An 18623-nucleotide genomic window follows, 5' to 3' on the forward strand; every position below is an offset into this window, starting at 1 on the left:
ATGGTAAATTAATAATCCAAGGCCGGTTACTCCGGCCTTTTATTTAATAAGCATTGCTTCATAGGAAATTGATAATGCCTTGTGGTGAATTCTCCCTCATTAAACAATATTTCACTTCTCAGCCAGTTAAACGCAAAGATGTGAGTACGGGAATTGGGGATGACTGTGCAATATTGACTGTACCTGAAAAGCAACAAGTGGCAATTAGTACTGATACCTTAGTCAGTGGAATACACTTCCTACCAACCATTTCCCCTGAAGATTTAGCGTATAAAGCATTAGCGGTCAATATTAGTGATTTAGCCGCGGTGGGGGCAGATCCTGCTTGGGCTTCATTAGCTTTAACATTGCCAAAAGTCGATAATGATTGGCTTGAGGCCTTTAGTCGCTCTCTATTTGCATTAGCAGAGTATTATTCTATTCAATTGATTGGTGGGGATACAACCAAAGGGCCATTGAGCTTAACTATCACAATACAAGGCTTGGTTCCTCAAGGTATGGCACTATTACGCTCAGGGGCAAAAATTGGTGACTGGATCTATGTTACAGGCTTTTTAGGGGATAGCGCGGCAGGACTCGCGGTTTTACAAAATAGATTACAACCTAGTCAACCAGAAAGCCGAGACTATTTTATTACTAGGCATTTGCGTCCACAGCCTCGTCTTTTACAGGGGCAAGCATTAAGATCTTTAGCAAGTGCTGCTATTGATATTTCTGATGGTCTTATTTCAGATCTAAACCATATTTTAACGGCAAGTGGTTGTGGTGCTCGTATTAACTTAGATGCGTTGCCTTATTCTACGGCAATGAAATCACAGGTGAGTAAAGAGCAAGCTGAAATTTGGGCATTAAGTGGTGGCGAAGACTATGAGCTATGCTTTACCGTGCCTGAAATAAATCGTGGGGCTTTAGATATTGCTTTAGCCCATACGGGAGCTGACTTTCATTGCATAGGGCAAATTATGCCAATTGCAGAAGGTATACGTTATTTACGTGAAGGTAAAGAAGTGCACCCTAATCTGAAAGGGTTTGATCACTTTGGTGATAATAAATAAATCATATCGCTATAAACAAAAGGCGCTTAATGAGCGCCTCTGAAATCAAAATAATGTTATTAATCATTTTAATGATAATTCAAGATTAGCTTTTCTTCACAAATTCAGATTTTAATTTCATTTGTCCAAAGCCATCAATTTTACAATCAATATTATGATCGCCTTCCACTAAACGTATCCCTTTAACTTTTGTACCAATTTTGAGCGGCGTTGAGCTACCTTTTACTTTTAGATCTTTAATGACTGTCACTGAATCCCCATCGGCTAATAAATTACCATGGGCATCTTTAACAATCAGCTCATCGCTATCAGTTGTTGGCTCAGCATCGTTCCATTCGTGGGCACATTCAGGGCAGACATACATTGCCCCATCTTCATAGGTATACTCTGAGTTGCATTTAGGACAAGAAGGTAATGACATAATAATACTCTCAAATTTTTTCAAAATGGGAAGTGATTAATCGTCACAAAGAGGATAACACTTGCCCGATAAACAAAAGGACACATTATCGTTTTAGCGTAAAAAGTCTAATATGATGACCCAAATGACCAAAAATAGTATTGCCACAGATAATGCGAAAGGATAAGAGTATAATAGATCTGATAGAGTTTTGCATCTTTCATGGATTATTGGATAAAAGATGAGAAAAAGTAGATTAAATATAGAAGGTAATACACAAAATAATAAGAAATAATATCATTTAAAAACATAAATTAACTTATTGATTTTATAATTATTTATTTTGTTAACTTAGATAAAATAACTACTCTCTCTTTAAAAGAGAGTATCAGTAATAATAGTGTTAATCTTCTTGTTGTTATTTTATAAAATTTATCACCGGCCTCGTTCAATCAGTTTGGGGGTCTGAGTTAATAACGGTCCAATCCTCAATTCTTAAACCATTAACTCTTTCAAATTCTCGAGTATTATTGGTAACGACTATTAGCCCCTTACTTCTAGTATGTGCTGCTATATGTAAGTGGTTATCACCAACGTGTTTTCCCTGTTTTTCTAGTGTTGCTCTAATGTCTCCATAATGAAAAGCTGCTAAGTCATCGTAAGATAAAACAGTCAGTCGAGAAACAAAGTCGTTAACCGTAGCTAAGTTTTTGGCTGGATTTACACTTTTTTCAGCACCAAAAATGAGCTCAGCGAGTGTAATTGTAGAAATAGCTAATTGTTCAGCATGTTGGTTGAATTTTGGTAATAAAAACTCAGGCTTGCGTTTAATAGTGAATATAACAATAATTTGTATCTAATAGGTATTTAATCATCAAAGGATCCTCTTTCACTTGTGGCTTGATCAGGCCTTTCAGATAAGAAATCATCTGTTACAGACTTTTCTGATAAGAAAAAGCTATCCCATGCATTTTGTATAGGTGTGATTATTCTCTCTTTGCCTTTGACGCGAACAAAAACTTCTTTTACATTATCCGGAAATCGAGTCTCAGCGGGTAATCGAACATTTTGTGTTCTATTGCTCATAAATACTTTGCCATACTGGATCATAGTAATAGCTCCTATAAAAACTGCCATATAGCAGTTTTTATAGGATACCAAATAGGTTGTGTGAAATATATACACAACCTATTAACCTATTAATGTAAAAGATTATTTCCTATGAGCTATCACCGAGCCTCGTTCAATCAGTTTGGGTGTTAACACTAATAGATTGGCTTGTGCTTCAATATCTTCCATACGACGTAATAATTGGCTTACAGCAAGTTTGCCCAATTCATCTTTGGGTTGATGAATAGTCGTTAAAGGGGGGATCATATAAGAGGCTAAATCGATGTCATCATAACCGACGATAGAAATATCATCAGGCACACGTAGTCCTTTTTGATAAATCGCTTGGTAAGCACCGACCGCCATTGCATCATTACAGGTAAATACGGCCTGTGGTTGTATAGGGAGTGAGAGCAGTGTTTGCATTGCACTAAAGCCACCCGCAAACTCAAAATCACTGGTTAAAACCAGCTCTTTACGAATGGGTAACCCAGCTTGTTGCATCGCATTATAGTAGCCTTGTAGGCGATGTTTAGCGGGAAGTTTATCTTGGGGACCCGCAATACAGGCGATGTCAGTAAAACCTTTTTCAATTAAATAATTCGTGGCTAATTCTCCCCCTAATAGGGAGTTATCTTGAATAATATCGCTACTGTATTCAAATGGAGACCAATCCATCATCACCATGGGTAACCGTGGATAACGATTTAATACTTCACTTGATGGTGCGCGGGCTTCAGTACACATTAATAACAGCCCATCGACACGCTTTTGTAGCAAGGTTTCCAGGCTAGTATCCATGCGCTCATAGTCGCCTTCGGTGTTGCATAAAATGAGGCTATAGCCTTGTTCATAGCAACTTCGTTCAACACCTCGAACGACTTCAGCATAAAAGGGGTTATTACTGGCGGTAACTAACATCCCTATGGTACGTGTGCAGTTCATTTTTAAACTACGAGCTAATGCTGAAGGGGCGTAATTTAAGGTTGCTATTGCATGATTAACCTTTGCGCGGATACCTTCACTCACATAACGATTGTTATTGATAACATGGGAAACGGTGGATGTTGAAACACCCGCTAAACGGGCGACATCTTTCATTGTTGCCAAAATATTATGCTCGCTCTGCTAAAAATGACTTAATTTCATCACGCCAAGGGACGGAGGATTGCGCGCCATGACGTGTCACTGCAATTGCCGCGGCTGCATGGGCAAAACGGATCGCATCATGAGCTGATTTACCTTCTAATATCGCTGTAACAAATGCACCGTTAAAGGTATCACCTGCGGCAATAGTATCAACTGCTTCAACACGAAAACCGGGAATGATCATACCGGTGCCTTGTTCACTAAACCATACTCCACGACTGCCTAAAGTGATTAAAACGTGTTTTATGCCTTTGCTGTGCAAAATATTAGCCGCTTTAGCTGCACCCACTTCATCATGCACAGAAATACCGGTTAATATTTCGGCTTCTGTCTCATTTGGCGTAATAATATCAATAAAACTCAGAAATTCATCAGATAACGGCTGTGCAGGAGCGGGATTTAAAATCACTTTTGTTTGATGTGCTTTGGCTTGTTTTGCTGCCTCAAAGACAGTGTCTAGAGGGGATTCTAATTGCATTAATAAAGCATCTGCTTGTTCAATAATATGACGATACTGATGCAAATGGCTTGGAGTGAGTGCACTATTTGCTCCGGCAACAATGCTAATGACATTTTCGCCTTGTTCATTAACTAGGATCATTGCTACACCTGTAGGTGTCTTGGGAATAATACGAATTGCATCAGTATCAATATTATCTGTTTTTAATTGAGCGATGATTTCGCGACCAATAGCATCATCTCCCACACAGGCTATAAACGTGATATCGGCACCACTACGTCCACAAGCGACGGCTTGATTTGCCCCTTTACCACCAAATGCTATTTTATAGTCATGACCAATCACGGTTTCTCCGGGCTTGGGAAATTGTGCAATATTCATAATATGGTCAACATTGATGCTACCTAAAACAGCAAGGCGGGGAGTTGTCATAGCCTTTTATCCTTTGAAAGCCTAGTTTATAACGAAACTAACCACGCAGCGAAAGTACTACGTGGTTAGATGGGTGATTATTTTTGAGTGACTAATTCAAGCTCAACAGGAATAGTGGGATCCACTTTTTCCCCTTTCAGAATTTTATCAGCGGTTTGAATACCAATAATACCAATTTGATCGGGGCGTTGTGCAATAGTCGCACCTAAAACACCTCGGTTAACCGCTTTAATGCCATCATTTGTGCCATCGAAGCCAACAACTAAGACATCGGTACGACCTGCAGTTTGTAATGCACGCAATGCCCCTAATGCCATTTCATCGTTTTGAGCAAATACCGCTTGCACTGAAGGATTAGCGGTTAATAGATTTTGCATAACATTAAGGCCTTTAGTACGGTCAAAGTCAGCAGGTTGGCTTGCTAATATATTAAGTTTGTGAGCATCAACAGCTTGTTTAAAGCCTTCTCCACGCTCACGAGAAGCGGAGGTTCCGGCGATCCCTTCTAGTTGGATCACTTTGGCATCATTACCCACTTTTTCCGCAATATAATCTCCCGCCATTTTTCCTCCTAGGCGGTTATCAGAAGCAACATGGCTAACAACCTCACCTTTATTGGCTACTCTATCTAGGGTTACTACAGGAATTTTAGCTTTATTTGCCATTAACACGGCATTACCTACAGCATCAGAATCCGTTGGATTAATGAGCATTAAACGGGTGCCTTTTACGGTTAAGTCCTGCACATTTGCCAATTCTTTGGCTGGATTATCCATTGAATCAAGCACGACTAAGTCATAACCTAATTTATCCGCCTCTTTTTGTGCACTGTCTTTCATGGTGACAAAGAAAGGATTATTGAGCGTTGAAATAACGAGGGCGATAGACTCTTTTGCTAATGCATTGGCACTTATGGTAGCGCTTAGAGCAACCACTGAGAGAAGCGTTGCTATTTTTTTTAGTTTCATAATATATTCCTGTCGGGGTTCGGATTAAGAGAAAGCGTATTATTTTTTGTTATCAACCAGCACGGCAAGTAAGATGACAACAGCTTTGACTATCATTTGATAATTGGATGATATGCCTAATAAATTGAGTGCATTATTGAGAAAGCCTAAAATTAACGCACCAATAAGTGTGCCCATTATGCGTCCTTTACCGCCAGCAAGACTGGTACCACCTAAGACGACAGCGGCGATAGCATCCAGTTCATAACCATTGCCAGCCATTGGTTGGGCGGAAGAAAGACGAGCAACTTCAATGACACTGGCAAGGGCCGCTAATAAACCGCAAAGCGCATAAACAATAATTTTGATTTTATCGACACTAATACCAGATAAACGGGTTGCTGCTTCGTTTCCTCCAAGGGCATAGATATAGCGACCCAAGCGTGTGTGATGCAATACATACCACGCGCTTAAAAAGACAATCATCATCAGCCAAATAGGGGTGGGGATCCCAAAGGGGCGTCCAATACCAAACCAGCTAAACAGGTCGGCATTATCGCTAAATCCTGTATTTATTGGACTGCCATCAGTATAAACACGCGTGACACCACGCAATAACAGCATCATCACTAATGTGGCAATAAATGCCTGCACTTTACCTTTAGCGATAATGACACCTGTAACGCCACCAATAGCGGCTCCTAATGCTAAAGCACCGACAACAGCCACTAACGCATTAACATCAGCCCCTACCATAGAAGCAGCAACAGCACCGGTTAAAGCGAGTAATGAACCTACCGATAAATCGATACCAGAGGTTAAAATGACTAATGTCATACCTACAGCCATAATTGCGTTAACAGAGGTTTGTTGTAGAATGTTAAAAATATTATTTAAGGTAAAAAAATTCGGGCTGAGTGTTGAAACCACGACAATAAGCAACAATAAGGCAATGAGTGATTTTTGTTCTAATAACCAAGCCTTAGAGAACCATCGTTTTGACGCTGGTATTGATTTTGTACTCATCTCAAACTCCTACTGTAGCACCATATTGTTTACCAACAGCCGCCGCCATTAGCATCTCTTGTGTGACATTATTGGCAGAAAACTCACCGCTGATACGACCTTCATGCATAACTAAAATGCGGTCACTCATTCCCATTACCTCTGGCATTTCTGAAGAGATCAAAATGATGCTTAATCCCTCTTGTTTAAACTTATTAATTAATTGGTAAATCTCTTTTTTCGCCCCCACATCAACACCGCGGGTAGGCTCATCAAGAATAAGTACTTTAGGACGGGTCATTAGTCCGCGAGCAATAGCGACTTTTTGTTGATTACCGCCTGATAAAAAACCAATGATCTGATTGATGGACGGGGTTTTTATGTTGAACAATTTAATAAAGTCACTGACAGTTAATTGCTCTTCTTTATGATTTAAGATCCCCATAGTGCGACTAAAATAAGGTAGCGCCGTCAGTGACATATTCTCTTTTACTGACATTCCTAGCACTAAACCATCGCGTTTTCTGTCTTCAGAGATATAAACAATACCTTGGGCAAGTGCATCTGCAGGCTTTTTGATCTGACAAATTTTACCTTCTAACGCCACGCTACCTTGTGTTTTTGGCAATGCACCGTAAATCATTTTCATTAATTCAGTACGGCCTGCGCCCATTAACCCTGAAATACCTAAAATTTCATTTTCATATAGGGAGAAGCTGACATCATGTATATCTGCACCACTTAAGTGAGAGACATTAAGTTTAGTTTTTCCTGCAGGAATATGGATGCGAGGGTATTGATCTTCTAATTTACGGCCTACCATCATTTCAATAAGTGTCTCTTCTTGTAATGAAGAAACGGGCTTTTCGCCAATAAATTGACCATCGCGCAACACAGTTACATCATCACAAATATCAAAAATTTCTTTTAATCGATGTGAGATATAGACAATGCCACAACCTTGATTTCTTAATTCAGTTATCACACTAAACAGAGAGCGAGTTTCGGTGTCTGTCAATGCATCTGTCGGTTCATCCATAATAATCACTTTAGAGCCAAAACTGAGTACTTTGGCAATTTCAACCATTTGCTGATCACCAATGGATAATTCAGAAACTAAGCGATGACTGCGATAAGGAAGGTTTAAGCGAGCAAGTAATTTATCCGCTTCTGCATACATTTTTTTCCAATCAATGGCACCAAATGCACGGGTAAACTCGCGACCTAAAAAGATATTTTCTGCAATGGTTAATTCAGGGATAAGATTGAGTTCTTGATGGATAATACCTATTCCGGCTTCTTGAGAAGACTTAGGACCATTAAAAGAGCAACGTTCCCCTTGATAAATAATTTCACCTGCGTCTTTTTGGTAGATACCTGTTAGCACTTTCATTAGTGTGGATTTACCTGCGCCATTTTCACCAACAAGTGCCATCACTCGGCCAGGATAAATTCGTAACGTCGCACCAGATAATGCTTTTACGCCTGGAAATGATTTATCAATATTTTTTAATTCAAGTAATGCTTCCATATTGGCCTCAGAAAGTCACACCAGAAAACAGCACGATATTGGCATAAGGAGAGCATTCACCTGTTCTTATCACCGCTTTATTATCTGGAAGTTGTGTTTTAAATTCTTCATGAGTGACATAAATGATCTCGATAGGTTTTTTTTGTTGTTGTTCTAATAAATGCAAATAACGGGTTATCTCACTAAAAAGAAGTGGGTTTATATTTTTAATTTCTATGGCAAGCATAACGGCTTCGACTTGCATTTCATGGGTGATCGTTTGTAACACTGACATAAAGTCAGGGATCCCCTGAGTTAAAGCAAGATCGATACGCTCAACAGAGGAGGGTATGGGTAATCCAGCATCTGCAATCGTTATTTTATCAGTATGTCCTAAACGTGCAATTACGCTAGAAATTGAACTATTAAGTAATACACCTTTTTTCATCTTTGCCTCCTCAGCGAAACGTTTCGCTGTTCTACATAGTAGGAAATGAAAATAGGAAAACAAGTTGGATTTATTTATATTGTGAAGGTGATCGAAACGTTTCGTTAAAGGAAAGAAAAAAGGAAAAATCTAACTGATTGAATCAATTAACGCTGAATGGATTCAATTTTAAAATTGATAAATTACAGTTAATTTCATTAAAAAGTGATCTTTAACAAGATTTGAAAATAATTAAAAAAGAAAAGAAATAAGGGCAGTTTTTACAAGAAAATAAAGTCAGAATTTATTAACCTTATCAATAGTCTCTCCGGCTTTACAAGCAAGAGAGACTTTTGAAATATTAGCTCAAAGAATGAGCCTGATAAGCTTTAATCGATTTTTCAATGCCTGTTGCATCAAGTCCTAAATCGGCTCTGATCTCTTCTTGTCCACCTTGTGGCACAAAAAGATCAGGTAACCCTAAATTAAGTACGGGCACTAAACAACGCTCTTGCATTAATAACTCGTTAACGCCGCTACCTGCGCCACCCATAATGGCATTTTCTTCTAAGGTGACCAGTATGTCGTGTTGTTTGGCAAGAGAAAGGATCAGTTCTTTATCTAGTGGTTTGATAAAGCGCATGTCTGCAACTGTTGCATCCAGTTTTTCTGCAACATCTAAGGCTTCGGGTAATAAGGTTCCGAAGTTTAAAATTGCAATACTTTTACCTTGGCGACGAATAATACCTTTTCCTATAGGAAGTTCGATCAGCGGTTGTAATGGCGCACCAACCCCTGATCCTCTAGGATAACGTACAGCGACAGGCCCTTCTTGATAATGGTAACCTGTGTGCAACATTTGGCGACACTCATTTTCATCGCTAGGTGCCATAATAATCATATTAGGGATACAGCGTAAGAAAGAGAGATCAAAAGCTCCTTGGTGGGTCTGACCATCCGCACCAACAATGCCACCACGATCGATAGCAAAGAGTACCGGGAGTTTTTGGATAGCCACATCGTGGATCACTTGATCATAAGCGCGTTGTAAGAAGGTAGAGTAAATAGCCACGATCGGCTTATAACCACCAATGGCTAATCCAGCAGCGAAGGTGACGGCGTGTTGCTCCGCAATTGCGACATCAAAGTATTGTGCGGGGTACTCTTTAGAAAAGCGCACCATACCAGAGCCTTCACGCATAGCAGGGGTGATTGCCATTAACTTTTCATCAGTGGCGGCTTCTTCACATAACCAGTCCCCAAAAATTTTTGAAAACGTCGGGCGTGCATTCGGGCTTTTAGGTAAAGTACCTGTCTTCGGATCAAATTTAGGTACCGCATGCCAACTGATTGGATCTTGCTCTGCGGGAGCGTAACCCCGACCTTTTTTGGTCATAATATGTAAAAGTTGCGGCCCTTTTAGATCGCGCATATTCGTGAGCGTTTGTACTAAAGCAATAACATCGTGACCATCAACTGGACCAATATAGTTAAAACCTAACTCTTCAAACATGGTGCCGGGCACAACCATGCCTTTAATATGTTCTTCTGTCTTTTTCAGTAATTCTTTAATTGGGGGAATACCAGAAAAGACTTTTTTGCCACCTTCACGTAGCGTGGTATACAGTTTGCCAGATAGAAGTTGTGCAAGGTGGTTATTTAGTGCCCCGACATTTTCTGAAATCGACATTTCATTATCGTTAAGTACCACTAGCATATCTGGATTAATATCACCAGCATGATTCATGGCTTCAAATGCCATTCCTGCCGTAATTGCACCGTCACCAATCACACAAACAGTCTTTCTGCCTAGGTTTTCTTGCTCTGCAGCAACAGCCATACCCAGTCCAGCACTGATAGAGGTGGATGAATGACCAACACAGAGTTTGTCATATTCACTCTCATCACGCCAAGGGAAGGGATGTAAGCCGTTTTTTTGACGAATAGTATCAATGCGATCACGACGACCCGTTAATATTTTATGAGGGTAAGCCTGATGGCCCACATCCCAAATCAGATTGTCAAAGGGAGTTTTATAAACGTAATGAAGCGCAACCGTTAACTCAATAGCACCTAAACCTGAGGCGAAGTGACCACTTGAGCGGCTGACACTGTTAAGAAGATATAGCCTTAGCTCATCACAGAGTTTAGGTAAACTCTCTTTTGGTAATAGGCGTAAATCTTCGGGTGTTTCAACCAACGCCAATGTGGGATATTTTTCGATATCAATGCTCATGTGATGCCTATTAATTAATGACTTGTAATAGGGAAAGAGCAGGTAAGCTGCTCTTTTTATTTTTTATTAGTTTTTCCGTTCTACGATAAAATTCGCTAATTGTTTTAGCGTAGAGGTATCGTACTCGTATTGTTCAAGAAACGCTAAGGCATCCAATGCTTCGTTATACAATTCCTGTGCTTTCTTTTGTGCTTGTGCTAAACCAAGTAGAGCCGGATAAGTACTTTTTCCAGCTTCTTGATCACTTCCCTGTCGCTTTCCAGTCTCTTCAGTGCTCCCAATAACATCTAAAATGTCATCCTGAACTTGGAAAGCCAAGCCTATAGAGTGGGCATATTTATCCAGTGCAGGTAACACATCGTGCCCTTTTTGCCCTGCGCTAAGTGCCCCTAGGCGAACCGCTGCACGAATTAACGCACCTGTTTTATGTAAATGAATTTTCTCAAGAGCGACAAGATCAATTGATTTATCTTCGGCATCAAGATCAAGTGCCTGTCCACCACACATACCCGCTAAACCACTGGCTGTGGCTAATTCAGCAATCATGGCTACGCGATCGGCAATGGCGACATCAGGCATCGCATTTTTGGCTAAAATTTCAAAGGCCAAGGTTTGTAATGCATCACCCGCTAAAATGGCATTGGCTTCGCCAAACTCAATATGACAAGTGGGTTTTCCTCGACGTAAATCATCATTGTCCATTGCAGGTAAGTCGTCATGGATCAGTGAATATGCATGAATGCACTCAATAGCGGCTGCTGGCACATCAAGATTAGCAACAGGTACGTTAAACATTTCTCCTACCGCATAAACAAGAAATGGGCGTAAACGTTTCCCCCCCAAGAGTGCTCCGTAGCGCATTGCTTGGCTGAGTGGCATATCAGAAAAAGGCAACGTTTGTAGCGCTTGGTTGAGTGCTTCATCAACACGCTGATGTGCAGAATGTAATTTTTGACGGAACGCATCCGTACATAAAGTTGCGTTACTCAATTATTCAGCCTCTTGGATAAAATCATCAGGTGTAGCGTCATCATCCTCTTTGAGTAAGATGCGAACACGTTGTTCAGCATCTTGTAATGTTTTTTGTCCCACACGAGCTAAACGAACACCATGTTCGAACTCATTAAGGGCCTCTTCTAAAGGTAATTCACCTGATTCTAAGCGGTTAACTATTTGCTCAAGTTCTTGCATCGAAGCTTCAAAACTTGGAGTTTGCGTGGTGTCTTGGTTAATTGATGTCGTTTTTTTAGCCATAATATTTTTGATGATAAAGCATGTTAGCTGAATAATAGTGATCATCTTACTACAATTGAGAAGAAAATTTCTTATTCAGTCAGCGATTTTTGCGGGTGAGGCCTAAATATTGGTGATATACTTTGTGACTTTTATAAACTCCAGTCAATTAATATCACTGTAGTTTATGTCTCTACTTAATAACCTATGACCATTGACTATGAAGTTTATTATTAAATTATTCCCCGAAATCACGATCAAAAGCCAATCTGTTCGTATACGTTTTATCAAAATTCTGACCAGTAATATTCGCAATGTATTAAGTACATTAGGTGATGATATCACGGTTGTTCGCCACTGGGACAACATTGTGGTTGTCAGTAAAGACGAAAGTAAAAGCGAAGCGGTGTGTGATGCGCTAACTCGTATCCCAGGTATTCATCACTTTTTACAAGTTGAAGAGCATAGCTATACCGATTTACATAATATTTTTGAACAGACCTTTGCTGCCTTTGGTCATTTAGTTGAAAACAAAACGTTTTGCGTAAGAGCTAAACGCCGTGGTAAACACAGTTTTACTTCTAATGAAGTAGAGCGTTATGTGGGTGGTGGTTTTAACCAACACGTTGAAAGTGCAAAAGTAAAATTAACTCGTCCGGATGTGACCATTAATCTAGAAATTGAAGATGATAAGCTGATCCTAGTTAATGCTCGCTATGAAGGTATTGGTGGTTTCCCTATTGGTACACAAGAAGATGTATTATCACTTATCTCTGGTGGTTATGATTCTGGTGTATCAAGTTATATGTTGATGCGCCGCGGTAGTCGTGTTCATTACTGCTTTTTTAATCTTGGTGGTTCAGCCCACGAAATTGGCGTTAAACAAGTTGCACATTATCTTTGGAACCGCTTTGGACGCTCTCATAAAGTACATTTTGTTGCCGTTGATTTTGAACCCGTTGTGGCAGAAATTTTAGAGAAAATTGATGATGGCCAGATGGGGGTTGTTCTGAAACGTATGATGGTGCGTGCGGCATCTCGTGTTGCTGAACGTTATGGCGTACAAGCTATTGTAACAGGTGAAGCATTAGGGCAGGTTTCTAGCCAAACATTAACCAATCTACGTTTAATTGATAATGCGACGGATACCTTAATTCTGCGTCCTCTTATCACACACGATAAAGAAAATATCATTAATATCGCTCGCCAAATTGGTACGGAAGATTTTGCTCGTACTATGCCAGAGTTTTGTGGTGTTATCTCCAAGAATCCTACAGTAAAAGCGGTTAAAGCCAAAATCGAAGCTGAAGAAGAAAAATTTGATTTTTCTATTCTCGATAGTGTTGTTGAAAATGCTAAGAATATGGATATTCGCCGTATTGCTGAAGAGACGGTACAGCAAGTAACAGAAGTTGAAATGGTCTCTGAGTTTGCAACGAATGACGTTGTACTGGATATCCGCTCTCCAGAAGAACAAGAAAACTCACCATTAAAATTAGAGGGTGTAGATGTTAAAGAATTACCATTTTATAAATTAAGTACACAATTTGGTGATTTAGATAACAGCAAAACTTATTTGCTCTATTGTGAGCGAGGTATGATGAGTCGTTTACAAGCACTATATTTACGTGAACAAGGCTTTAATAACGTAAAGGTGTATCGTAAGAAGTAACATATTGGCAGACTGTGCTTTATTAATAAAAAAGCCACTAATTTTAACTACTTAGTATGCAAAGTAGTTAAAATTAGTGGCTTTTATTTTTTATACAACAATAATGTTGGGGAATGTCGCTGCCATTCTCCAGATGATTACTTTGCTCTTATAGCTAGACCATCATCAAGGTGCTTGCGCGAACCCACATCTTTTACAAAATGCTTCATATTTATAGAGCTAAGGGTGTATGTTAGCTCTTAGATCTAAAACTATCATCTAGATCTTATCCTATAAATATATAGTAATAGAAAAAAATAGCAATTTCAAAGATTACTTAGAAGACATATTGCAGTAGAACAGGTAAATCCTAAATTATTTAGTTCGATAGTTGCCATATTTAATGTTGTTCCTGTTGAAAGCAAATCATCAATTAAAATAATATTGTAATTATTTAATTTTCTAATATTAAAGTTTGGATCTATTTTCCAAGGAGAGAAATAATGCCTAATTTTATTAGGGATGTGCTTCATTTTGAAAATCGTATTGGGAGGTAAAGATTGTAATTCAGATAACGTTCTGTTTAGTAATTTTATATGATTTTCTTTTTTATTTACTGTGCTGTTAGCATAACGATTTATAACTTCTTCTACTGTACATTTTATAAATATCTCATTATAGAGTGTTGACTTGAAATGACGAGAAACCCTCCTAGCCAATAGGTATGGAACTGTACTAGATGAAGGCATAGCGATAAATATAATATTTTGATTTACTATTTTATCTCTTATTTTATTTAATATAGCTAAAAAAGAAGGTTTGAATTTATATAGTTCATTGATTGTTATTGTATAGTTAAAAATACCTTTTAATGAATATATTAGAGGATTACCATCTCGTTCATAATCACCAAATTTAGTTCGTTGATAAATACTATATATTGTTATTTTATTTTTTTTACCTATTATACTAATTTTTGGATTTTTATTAATGGAAGTAATTACTCTTCGTTCATGATGAGCGTTAAAACTAATAGTTTTATTTTCAGAAATATCAATGCCCAGAATATTATACCTTTCTATTACTAAAATAACTAAATTCTATTATTGTAGTAATGTTATCATTCTTAAAATAGATCCAATATAAAGAATATCTGAATAAAAATGAGCAAAAATATTATTTTTTTGCTCAATATAATATGTTAGCAATTATTATTTACCTATCCCCAAACCCAGTAAATTCATCTTGATAATTATAAATACCTGGTGGTAATACAAGTTGTTTAGCGACATCAGCTGCAACTGCTTTACCTTTTAGGCGCTCAATAATTTTAAGTGCGAAATCTATAGTGGTAGCAGGGGCTTGGCTAGTAATCAGATTGACTCTTTCGTCAAAGTAAACCCGATAATCAACCCATTTTTTAGGTTCGATTTTATCTTTTAAGCCGGGGAAACCTGTCATATTGCCTATTGGAAAGAGGTTATGAGACTCTAAGATGATCGCAGGAGCTGCGCAAATAGCGGCAACTAGTCTATTTTCACTGTGCATGCGGCGTACTTTTTCAACAACAAGAGGACTATCTCGTAAGGTTTCTGCACCTATTAATCCTCCGGGTAAAATAATGGCATCATAATGGTGATCAACAACACGAACTAATGGGACATCAGCAATTAATTTGATCCCTCGTGAGCAGGTGATCACTAAGTCATCAACATCATCTTCAGCACTAGCAAGTATGACCTTAATTCCAGCTCTAACGAGTAAATCAGCGGTGGTAACAACCTCTGTTTCTTCACTACCATTAGCTAGACAGATGAGTGCGGATATGGTCATAATTGCCTTCCTTCTGTTTTATAAATTGAAAAAGTCGCTTATTTTCGGGTAACACGAGTCCTTGCTCTGATGCCCTACGTAATAGATAGCCTGTAATATAATCGATTTCGGTATGGCGTTGATATTTCACATCTTGATACATAGATGAGTAATTATTAGCAGTTTGCTCTATGGTATCGATAATATAACCATGTAAATGTGATCTAGAGGTAGGTATAACACCTTCTCGCTCCATTACCTGATAAACTTCATCACAGACTTTCTGGATATGCTCAGGGTATTTTAATAAATCACCATTGCGACATTGATAAAACACCGTTAAAGGGTTGATAACACAATTTACGGCTAATTTTAGCCAGCTAATAGTATGAATATCATTGTGCCAAGCTACATCCGGTAAAGCTTGATGTAAAATTTCAGCTAAATAACCGTATTGACGTGCTGTTGTATTTAGTGGGCCAATGTGGGTGATCCCTTCTGCTGTATGGAGCACTTTTTGATCTTGTTGATAAGCACCATGAGTGATTATACCTTGTAATATCGCTCTTTTAGTCGGTGTTTCAGGTAGGGTGAGTTCATCTAGTGTTCCCATACCATTATGGATCAGTAAAATCGGGCAATCAGCAGAGAGGTGAGGGATAAGTGCATTAACCGCGTCTGAAACTTGCCAAGACTTTAAGCAAACAAGCAGTAACTCACTGTGTTGTAGCCATGTTTTTTGGTTGGCTATAATGCGTTGTTGAAATGGGATACCATTAATGGAGTCAACGTTAACGTCAAAATCAGGTTGAGGTATTCTTAACCATCCTTGTACTTCATGGGCTTGTTGCGTTAATCCTGCAATCCAAAGTTTACCAATTGAACCACATCCTAATACGGTTATTTTCATCATTTTTCTCCTGCTAAATGGTAAACAGGCGCTCCATATTATTCATCTAACATTAACCTAATATTATTAACAGTTCGGTAATTTTATCAATGCAAATTGAGAGCTATATCAAATTATAACATCGTTTATCTTCACTTGCTGAAGCTATCTCTGCTTTGTTATATGGAAAGTCAAGAGTAATGACATGAGTATGGCTTTTTTGCTGAGTGAAAAACAGCTATTATTCAGGTTGTTTTTATTTATTGAGGAAGAACGAATGCCATCTTTTGATATCGTATCTGAAGTTGACTTGCATGAAGTGCGCAATGCGGTAGAGAACGCACAACGTGAACTGACTACTCGTTGGGATTTTCGTAATGTTGAAGCAAGTTTTGAATTAAACGAAAAAACTGAGTCAGTAAAAACAACTAGTGTATCTGAATTTCAGGTGCAGCAGTTATTAGATATTCTGCGTGAGAAAATGGCAAAAAGAGGGATTGATGGTGCTGTTTTAAATATCCCTGAAGAGATGACTCACAGCGGAAAAACATACAGTGTAGAAGCGACCTTAAAACAAGGTATTGATACTCCTTTAGCGAAAAAAATCGTTAAAATGATCAAAGACAGCAAATTAAAAGTACAAGCACAGATCCAAGGTGAGCAAGTACGAGTAACAGGTAAATCACGTGATGATTTGCAAGCTGTGATGAAATTAGTTAGAGAGGGTGAATTAGGTCAGCCTTTCCAATTTACCAATTTTCGTGATTAATGACGAAAGTATAAAAAAATGCGCTGTTTGGTTTATTCAGCGCATTTACAGGGTATATGAGGTTTAAACGCCGAGTACTAACGATTCTAATGTCGCTCTTGGTGTCTGCTTGGTATCCACTTTGATATAAGCACTTTGTTCTTGTGCCATAATTACCACTTCATTAACACCAGGTTGTTGCTTAAATTTCTGCTCTAATTGTTGTTGTTGAGCATTTGATAAATGTGCCGGCAATTCTATACGTAAGCTACTAACATAAGGTGGTTGACGTAATGTTAAGCTAATGGCAAACCAAACTAAGCCAATCAATAAACATCCAGCAAAGACTGCTTGAGCATCGTAATGTTGGTAGAGCCATCCACCTAAAATACCACCTAATGCTACACCTAGAAATTGGCTGGTGGAATAAATCCCCATTGCCGTGCCTTTATAACCTGCTGGTGCTTCTTTACTAATTAATGAAGGTAGCAGTGCCTCCATAATATTAAAACCAATAAAGAATATCTGAATACCTAAAATAATTAGCCACAAGCTGGTTCCTGAAATCATAAAAATAGCTTGGGCAATAATCAGCAGAAAGATACACAGTAAGAACACTTGTTTCATTTTACGTTTTTTTTCTGCATAGATAATAAAGGGTAATACTGAAATAAAGGCAATCAGCATAGTGACTAGATAGACAACCCAATGTTTCTCATTAACTAATCCGGCATTATGCATGATCAAAGGAAGTGCGACAAAAGCGGCCATCAATAAAGTGTGTAGTGAAAAAATCCCGACATTAAGCTTTAATAATTGCGCATCAAATAAAACTTTTTTGACACTTCCTCGTACAAAACTTGATTCTCGATTAAGTATATGATGTTCGCTATTCGGTACGGTAATGAGGGTGAGCATAATCCCGCCGAAAGCGAGTAGGGCAATGCCCCAAAATAGACCTTGTAAGCCAAAAATATGTGTGAGTATTGGCCCTAAAACAAGGGCTAAGGCAAACGTAATACCAAAGCTAATGCCAATAAAGGCCATTGCTTTGGTTCTATTTTGTTCGCGGGTCAGATCAGATAATAGAGCCATCACTGCGGCAGATATAGCTCCAGCACCTTGTAATGCTCGCCCGATAATAATGCCATAAATGCTGTCACTTAAAGCAGCAGTAAGGCTACCAACAATAAAAATAATTAAGCCGAAAACAATCATTGATTTTCGGCCAAATTTGTCTGAGAAAAATCCAAAAGGAATTTGGAAGATTGCTTGAGTTAATCCATAAATACCAATAGCTAATCCAATTAGCGATTCTGTCGCATGTTGTAGTTGCAGTCCGTAGGTGGTTAAAACGGGAAGTACCATAAACATGCCAAGCATGCGAAGAGAGAAAACAGCTCCTAGTCCCCATGTCGCTTTGCGCTCTAATGGAGTCATTTTATTATCATTCATGGATTACCTCGTATTACTGATACCTCATTGTAATAGTATTTTGTCACGAGGTTAATCAATAAATGGGATACAAAAAAAGACGAAATTGTACTGATAAGGCTGAA

17 protein-coding genes and 1 pseudogene are annotated in these 18623 nt (G+C 38.6%); 3 read left to right on the forward strand and 15 right to left on the reverse strand.

The window, feature by feature from the left end; translation table 11 throughout:
• Window positions 1–74 precede the first annotated feature (74 nt).
• Entirely contained in the window at window positions 75–1055 is a 981-nt protein-coding gene (gene thiL / locus AACV00_RS04535; protein ID WP_004252576.1) for a thiamine-phosphate kinase, read from the forward strand.
• Window positions 1056–1140: 85 nt separating this feature from the next.
• On the opposite strand, the gene AACV00_RS04540 is transcribed toward thiL, so the two are convergent.
• The 12 genes and pseudogenes from AACV00_RS04540 to xseB form a co-directional block, all read right to left on the reverse strand.
• Window positions 1141–1476, reverse strand: coding sequence for a zinc ribbon domain-containing protein YjdM (locus AACV00_RS04540; protein ID WP_004245134.1), 336 nt, complete (start codon window positions 1474–1476; stop codon window positions 1141–1143).
• A gap of 427 nt (window positions 1477–1903) precedes the next feature.
• A pseudogene (gene vapC / locus AACV00_RS04545) lies at window positions 1904–2330 on the reverse strand (type II toxin-antitoxin system tRNA(fMet)-specific endonuclease VapC).
• Entirely contained in the window at window positions 2323–2565 is a 243-nt protein-coding gene (gene vapB, locus AACV00_RS04550; RefSeq protein ID WP_110706756.1) for a type II toxin-antitoxin system VapB family antitoxin, read from the reverse strand. Before vapB ends, vapC begins: the two are co-directional and overlap by 8 nt.
• Before the next feature lie 102 nt (window positions 2566–2667).
• Window positions 2668–3675, reverse strand: a complete 1008-nt coding sequence (gene rbsR / locus AACV00_RS04555) for a ribose operon transcriptional repressor RbsR (RefSeq protein WP_012367471.1) — start codon at window positions 3673–3675, stop codon at window positions 2668–2670.
• Window positions 3676–3679: 4 nt separating this feature from the next.
• Complete coding sequence (rbsK, locus tag AACV00_RS04560) at window positions 3680–4606, reverse strand: ribokinase (protein WP_004245126.1); 927 nt, start codon at window positions 4604–4606, stop codon at window positions 3680–3682.
• Window positions 4607–4683: 77 nt separating this feature from the next.
• Window positions 4684–5574 carry a ribose ABC transporter substrate-binding protein RbsB gene (gene rbsB / locus AACV00_RS04565; RefSeq protein WP_004247214.1) on the reverse strand — a complete coding sequence of 297 codons (891 nt, stop codon included), beginning with the start codon at window positions 5572–5574 and terminating at the stop codon, window positions 4684–4686.
• A 39-nt stretch (window positions 5575–5613) separates the two neighbouring features.
• The gene (gene rbsC / locus AACV00_RS04570) at window positions 5614–6579 is read right to left on the reverse strand and encodes a ribose ABC transporter permease (RefSeq protein ID WP_004245124.1); all 966 of its coding nucleotides are present in this window, start codon (window positions 6577–6579) and stop codon (window positions 5614–5616) included.
• A 1-nt stretch (window position 6580) separates the two neighbouring features.
• On the reverse strand, window positions 6581–8089 hold the full coding sequence (gene rbsA, locus AACV00_RS04575; protein ID WP_004245123.1) for a ribose ABC transporter ATP-binding protein RbsA: 1509 nt from the start codon (window positions 8087–8089) through the stop codon (window positions 6581–6583).
• A 7-nt stretch (window positions 8090–8096) separates the two neighbouring features.
• Window positions 8097–8516 (reverse strand): D-ribose pyranase, encoded by a 420-nt coding sequence (gene rbsD, locus AACV00_RS04580; protein WP_004245122.1) that lies wholly within the window; start codon window positions 8514–8516, stop codon window positions 8097–8099.
• Between the two features lie 340 nt (window positions 8517–8856).
• Complete coding sequence (gene dxs / locus AACV00_RS04585) at window positions 8857–10731, reverse strand: 1-deoxy-D-xylulose-5-phosphate synthase (protein ID WP_110706755.1); 1875 nt, start codon at window positions 10729–10731, stop codon at window positions 8857–8859.
• 66 nt (window positions 10732–10797) lie between these two features.
• The gene (gene ispA, locus AACV00_RS04590) at window positions 10798–11721 is read right to left on the reverse strand and encodes a (2E,6E)-farnesyl diphosphate synthase (protein ID WP_004245120.1); all 924 of its coding nucleotides are present in this window, start codon (window positions 11719–11721) and stop codon (window positions 10798–10800) included.
• Window positions 11722–11985, reverse strand: coding sequence for an exodeoxyribonuclease VII small subunit (gene xseB, locus AACV00_RS04595; RefSeq protein WP_004247215.1), 264 nt, complete (start codon window positions 11983–11985; stop codon window positions 11722–11724). It abuts the gene before it with no gap.
• Between the two features lie 199 nt (window positions 11986–12184).
• Here xseB and thiI point away from each other — a divergent pair, with 199 nt between their 5' ends.
• Window positions 12185–13636: a tRNA uracil 4-sulfurtransferase ThiI gene (gene thiI, locus AACV00_RS04600; RefSeq protein ID WP_004245118.1), complete on the forward strand. Its 1452-nt coding sequence runs from the start codon at window positions 12185–12187 to the stop codon at window positions 13634–13636.
• Window positions 13637–14830: 1194 nt separating this feature from the next.
• On the opposite strand, the gene yajL is transcribed toward thiI, so the two are convergent.
• Both yajL and panE read right to left on the reverse strand, forming a co-directional pair.
• Window positions 14831–15448 (reverse strand): protein deglycase YajL, encoded by a 618-nt coding sequence (gene yajL / locus AACV00_RS04605; protein WP_004252560.1) that lies wholly within the window; start codon window positions 15446–15448, stop codon window positions 14831–14833.
• Window positions 15417–16337 carry a 2-dehydropantoate 2-reductase gene (panE, locus tag AACV00_RS04610; protein WP_004247218.1) on the reverse strand — a complete coding sequence of 307 codons (921 nt, stop codon included), beginning with the start codon at window positions 16335–16337 and terminating at the stop codon, window positions 15417–15419. The genes yajL and panE overlap by 32 nt, the downstream gene beginning before the upstream one ends.
• A 256-nt stretch (window positions 16338–16593) precedes the next feature.
• Between panE and AACV00_RS04615 the strand changes: the two genes are divergently transcribed.
• Window positions 16594–17085, forward strand: coding sequence for a YajQ family cyclic di-GMP-binding protein (locus tag AACV00_RS04615; RefSeq protein ID WP_004245110.1), 492 nt, complete (start codon window positions 16594–16596; stop codon window positions 17083–17085).
• Between the two features lie 63 nt (window positions 17086–17148).
• Here the strand turns inward: AACV00_RS04615 and AACV00_RS04620 are convergent, their stop codons facing one another.
• Window positions 17149–18519, reverse strand: a complete 1371-nt coding sequence (locus AACV00_RS04620; protein WP_049199347.1) for an MFS transporter — start codon at window positions 18517–18519, stop codon at window positions 17149–17151.
• Window positions 18520–18623 lie beyond the last annotated feature (104 nt).

It is taken from the genome of Proteus sp. G3927 (genome assembly GCF_963894685.1).
Lineage (GTDB): Bacteria > Pseudomonadota > Gammaproteobacteria > Enterobacterales > Enterobacteriaceae > Proteus > Proteus mirabilis.

Coding starts and splice junctions, on each gene's coding strand:
- AACV00_RS04615 (WP_004245110.1), top strand. CDS start 16,594: ATGCCATCTTTTGATATCGTATCTGAAGTTGACTTGCATGAAGTGCGC.
- vapB (WP_110706756.1), bottom strand. CDS start 2,565: ATGATCCAGTATGGCAAAGTATTTATGAGCAATAGAACACAAAATGTT.
- panE (WP_004247218.1), bottom strand. CDS start 16,337: ATGAAAATAACCGTATTAGGATGTGGTTCAATTGGTAAACTTTGGATT.
- rbsC (WP_004245124.1), bottom strand. CDS start 6,579: ATGAGTACAAAATCAATACCAGCGTCAAAACGATGGTTCTCTAAGGCT.
- AACV00_RS04620 (WP_049199347.1), bottom strand. CDS start 18,519: ATGAATGATAATAAAATGACTCCATTAGAGCGCAAAGCGACATGGGGA.
- thiI (WP_004245118.1), top strand. CDS start 12,185: ATGAAGTTTATTATTAAATTATTCCCCGAAATCACGATCAAAAGCCAA.
- dxs (WP_110706755.1), bottom strand. CDS start 10,731: ATGAGCATTGATATCGAAAAATATCCCACATTGGCGTTGGTTGAAACA.
- AACV00_RS04540 (WP_004245134.1), bottom strand. CDS start 1,476: ATGTCATTACCTTCTTGTCCTAAATGCAACTCAGAGTATACCTATGAA.
- rbsB (WP_004247214.1), bottom strand. CDS start 5,574: ATGAAACTAAAAAAAATAGCAACGCTTCTCTCAGTGGTTGCTCTAAGC.
- yajL (WP_004252560.1), bottom strand. CDS start 15,448: ATGACCATATCCGCACTCATCTGTCTAGCTAATGGTAGTGAAGAAACA.
- xseB (WP_004247215.1), bottom strand. CDS start 11,985: ATGGCTAAAAAAACGACATCAATTAACCAAGACACCACGCAAACTCCA.
- thiL (WP_004252576.1), top strand. CDS start 75: ATGCCTTGTGGTGAATTCTCCCTCATTAAACAATATTTCACTTCTCAG.
- rbsA (WP_004245123.1), bottom strand. CDS start 8,089: ATGGAAGCATTACTTGAATTAAAAAATATTGATAAATCATTTCCAGGC.
- rbsD (WP_004245122.1), bottom strand. CDS start 8,516: ATGAAAAAAGGTGTATTACTTAATAGTTCAATTTCTAGCGTAATTGCA.
- rbsK (WP_004245126.1), bottom strand. CDS start 4,606: ATGACAACTCCCCGCCTTGCTGTTTTAGGTAGCATCAATGTTGACCAT.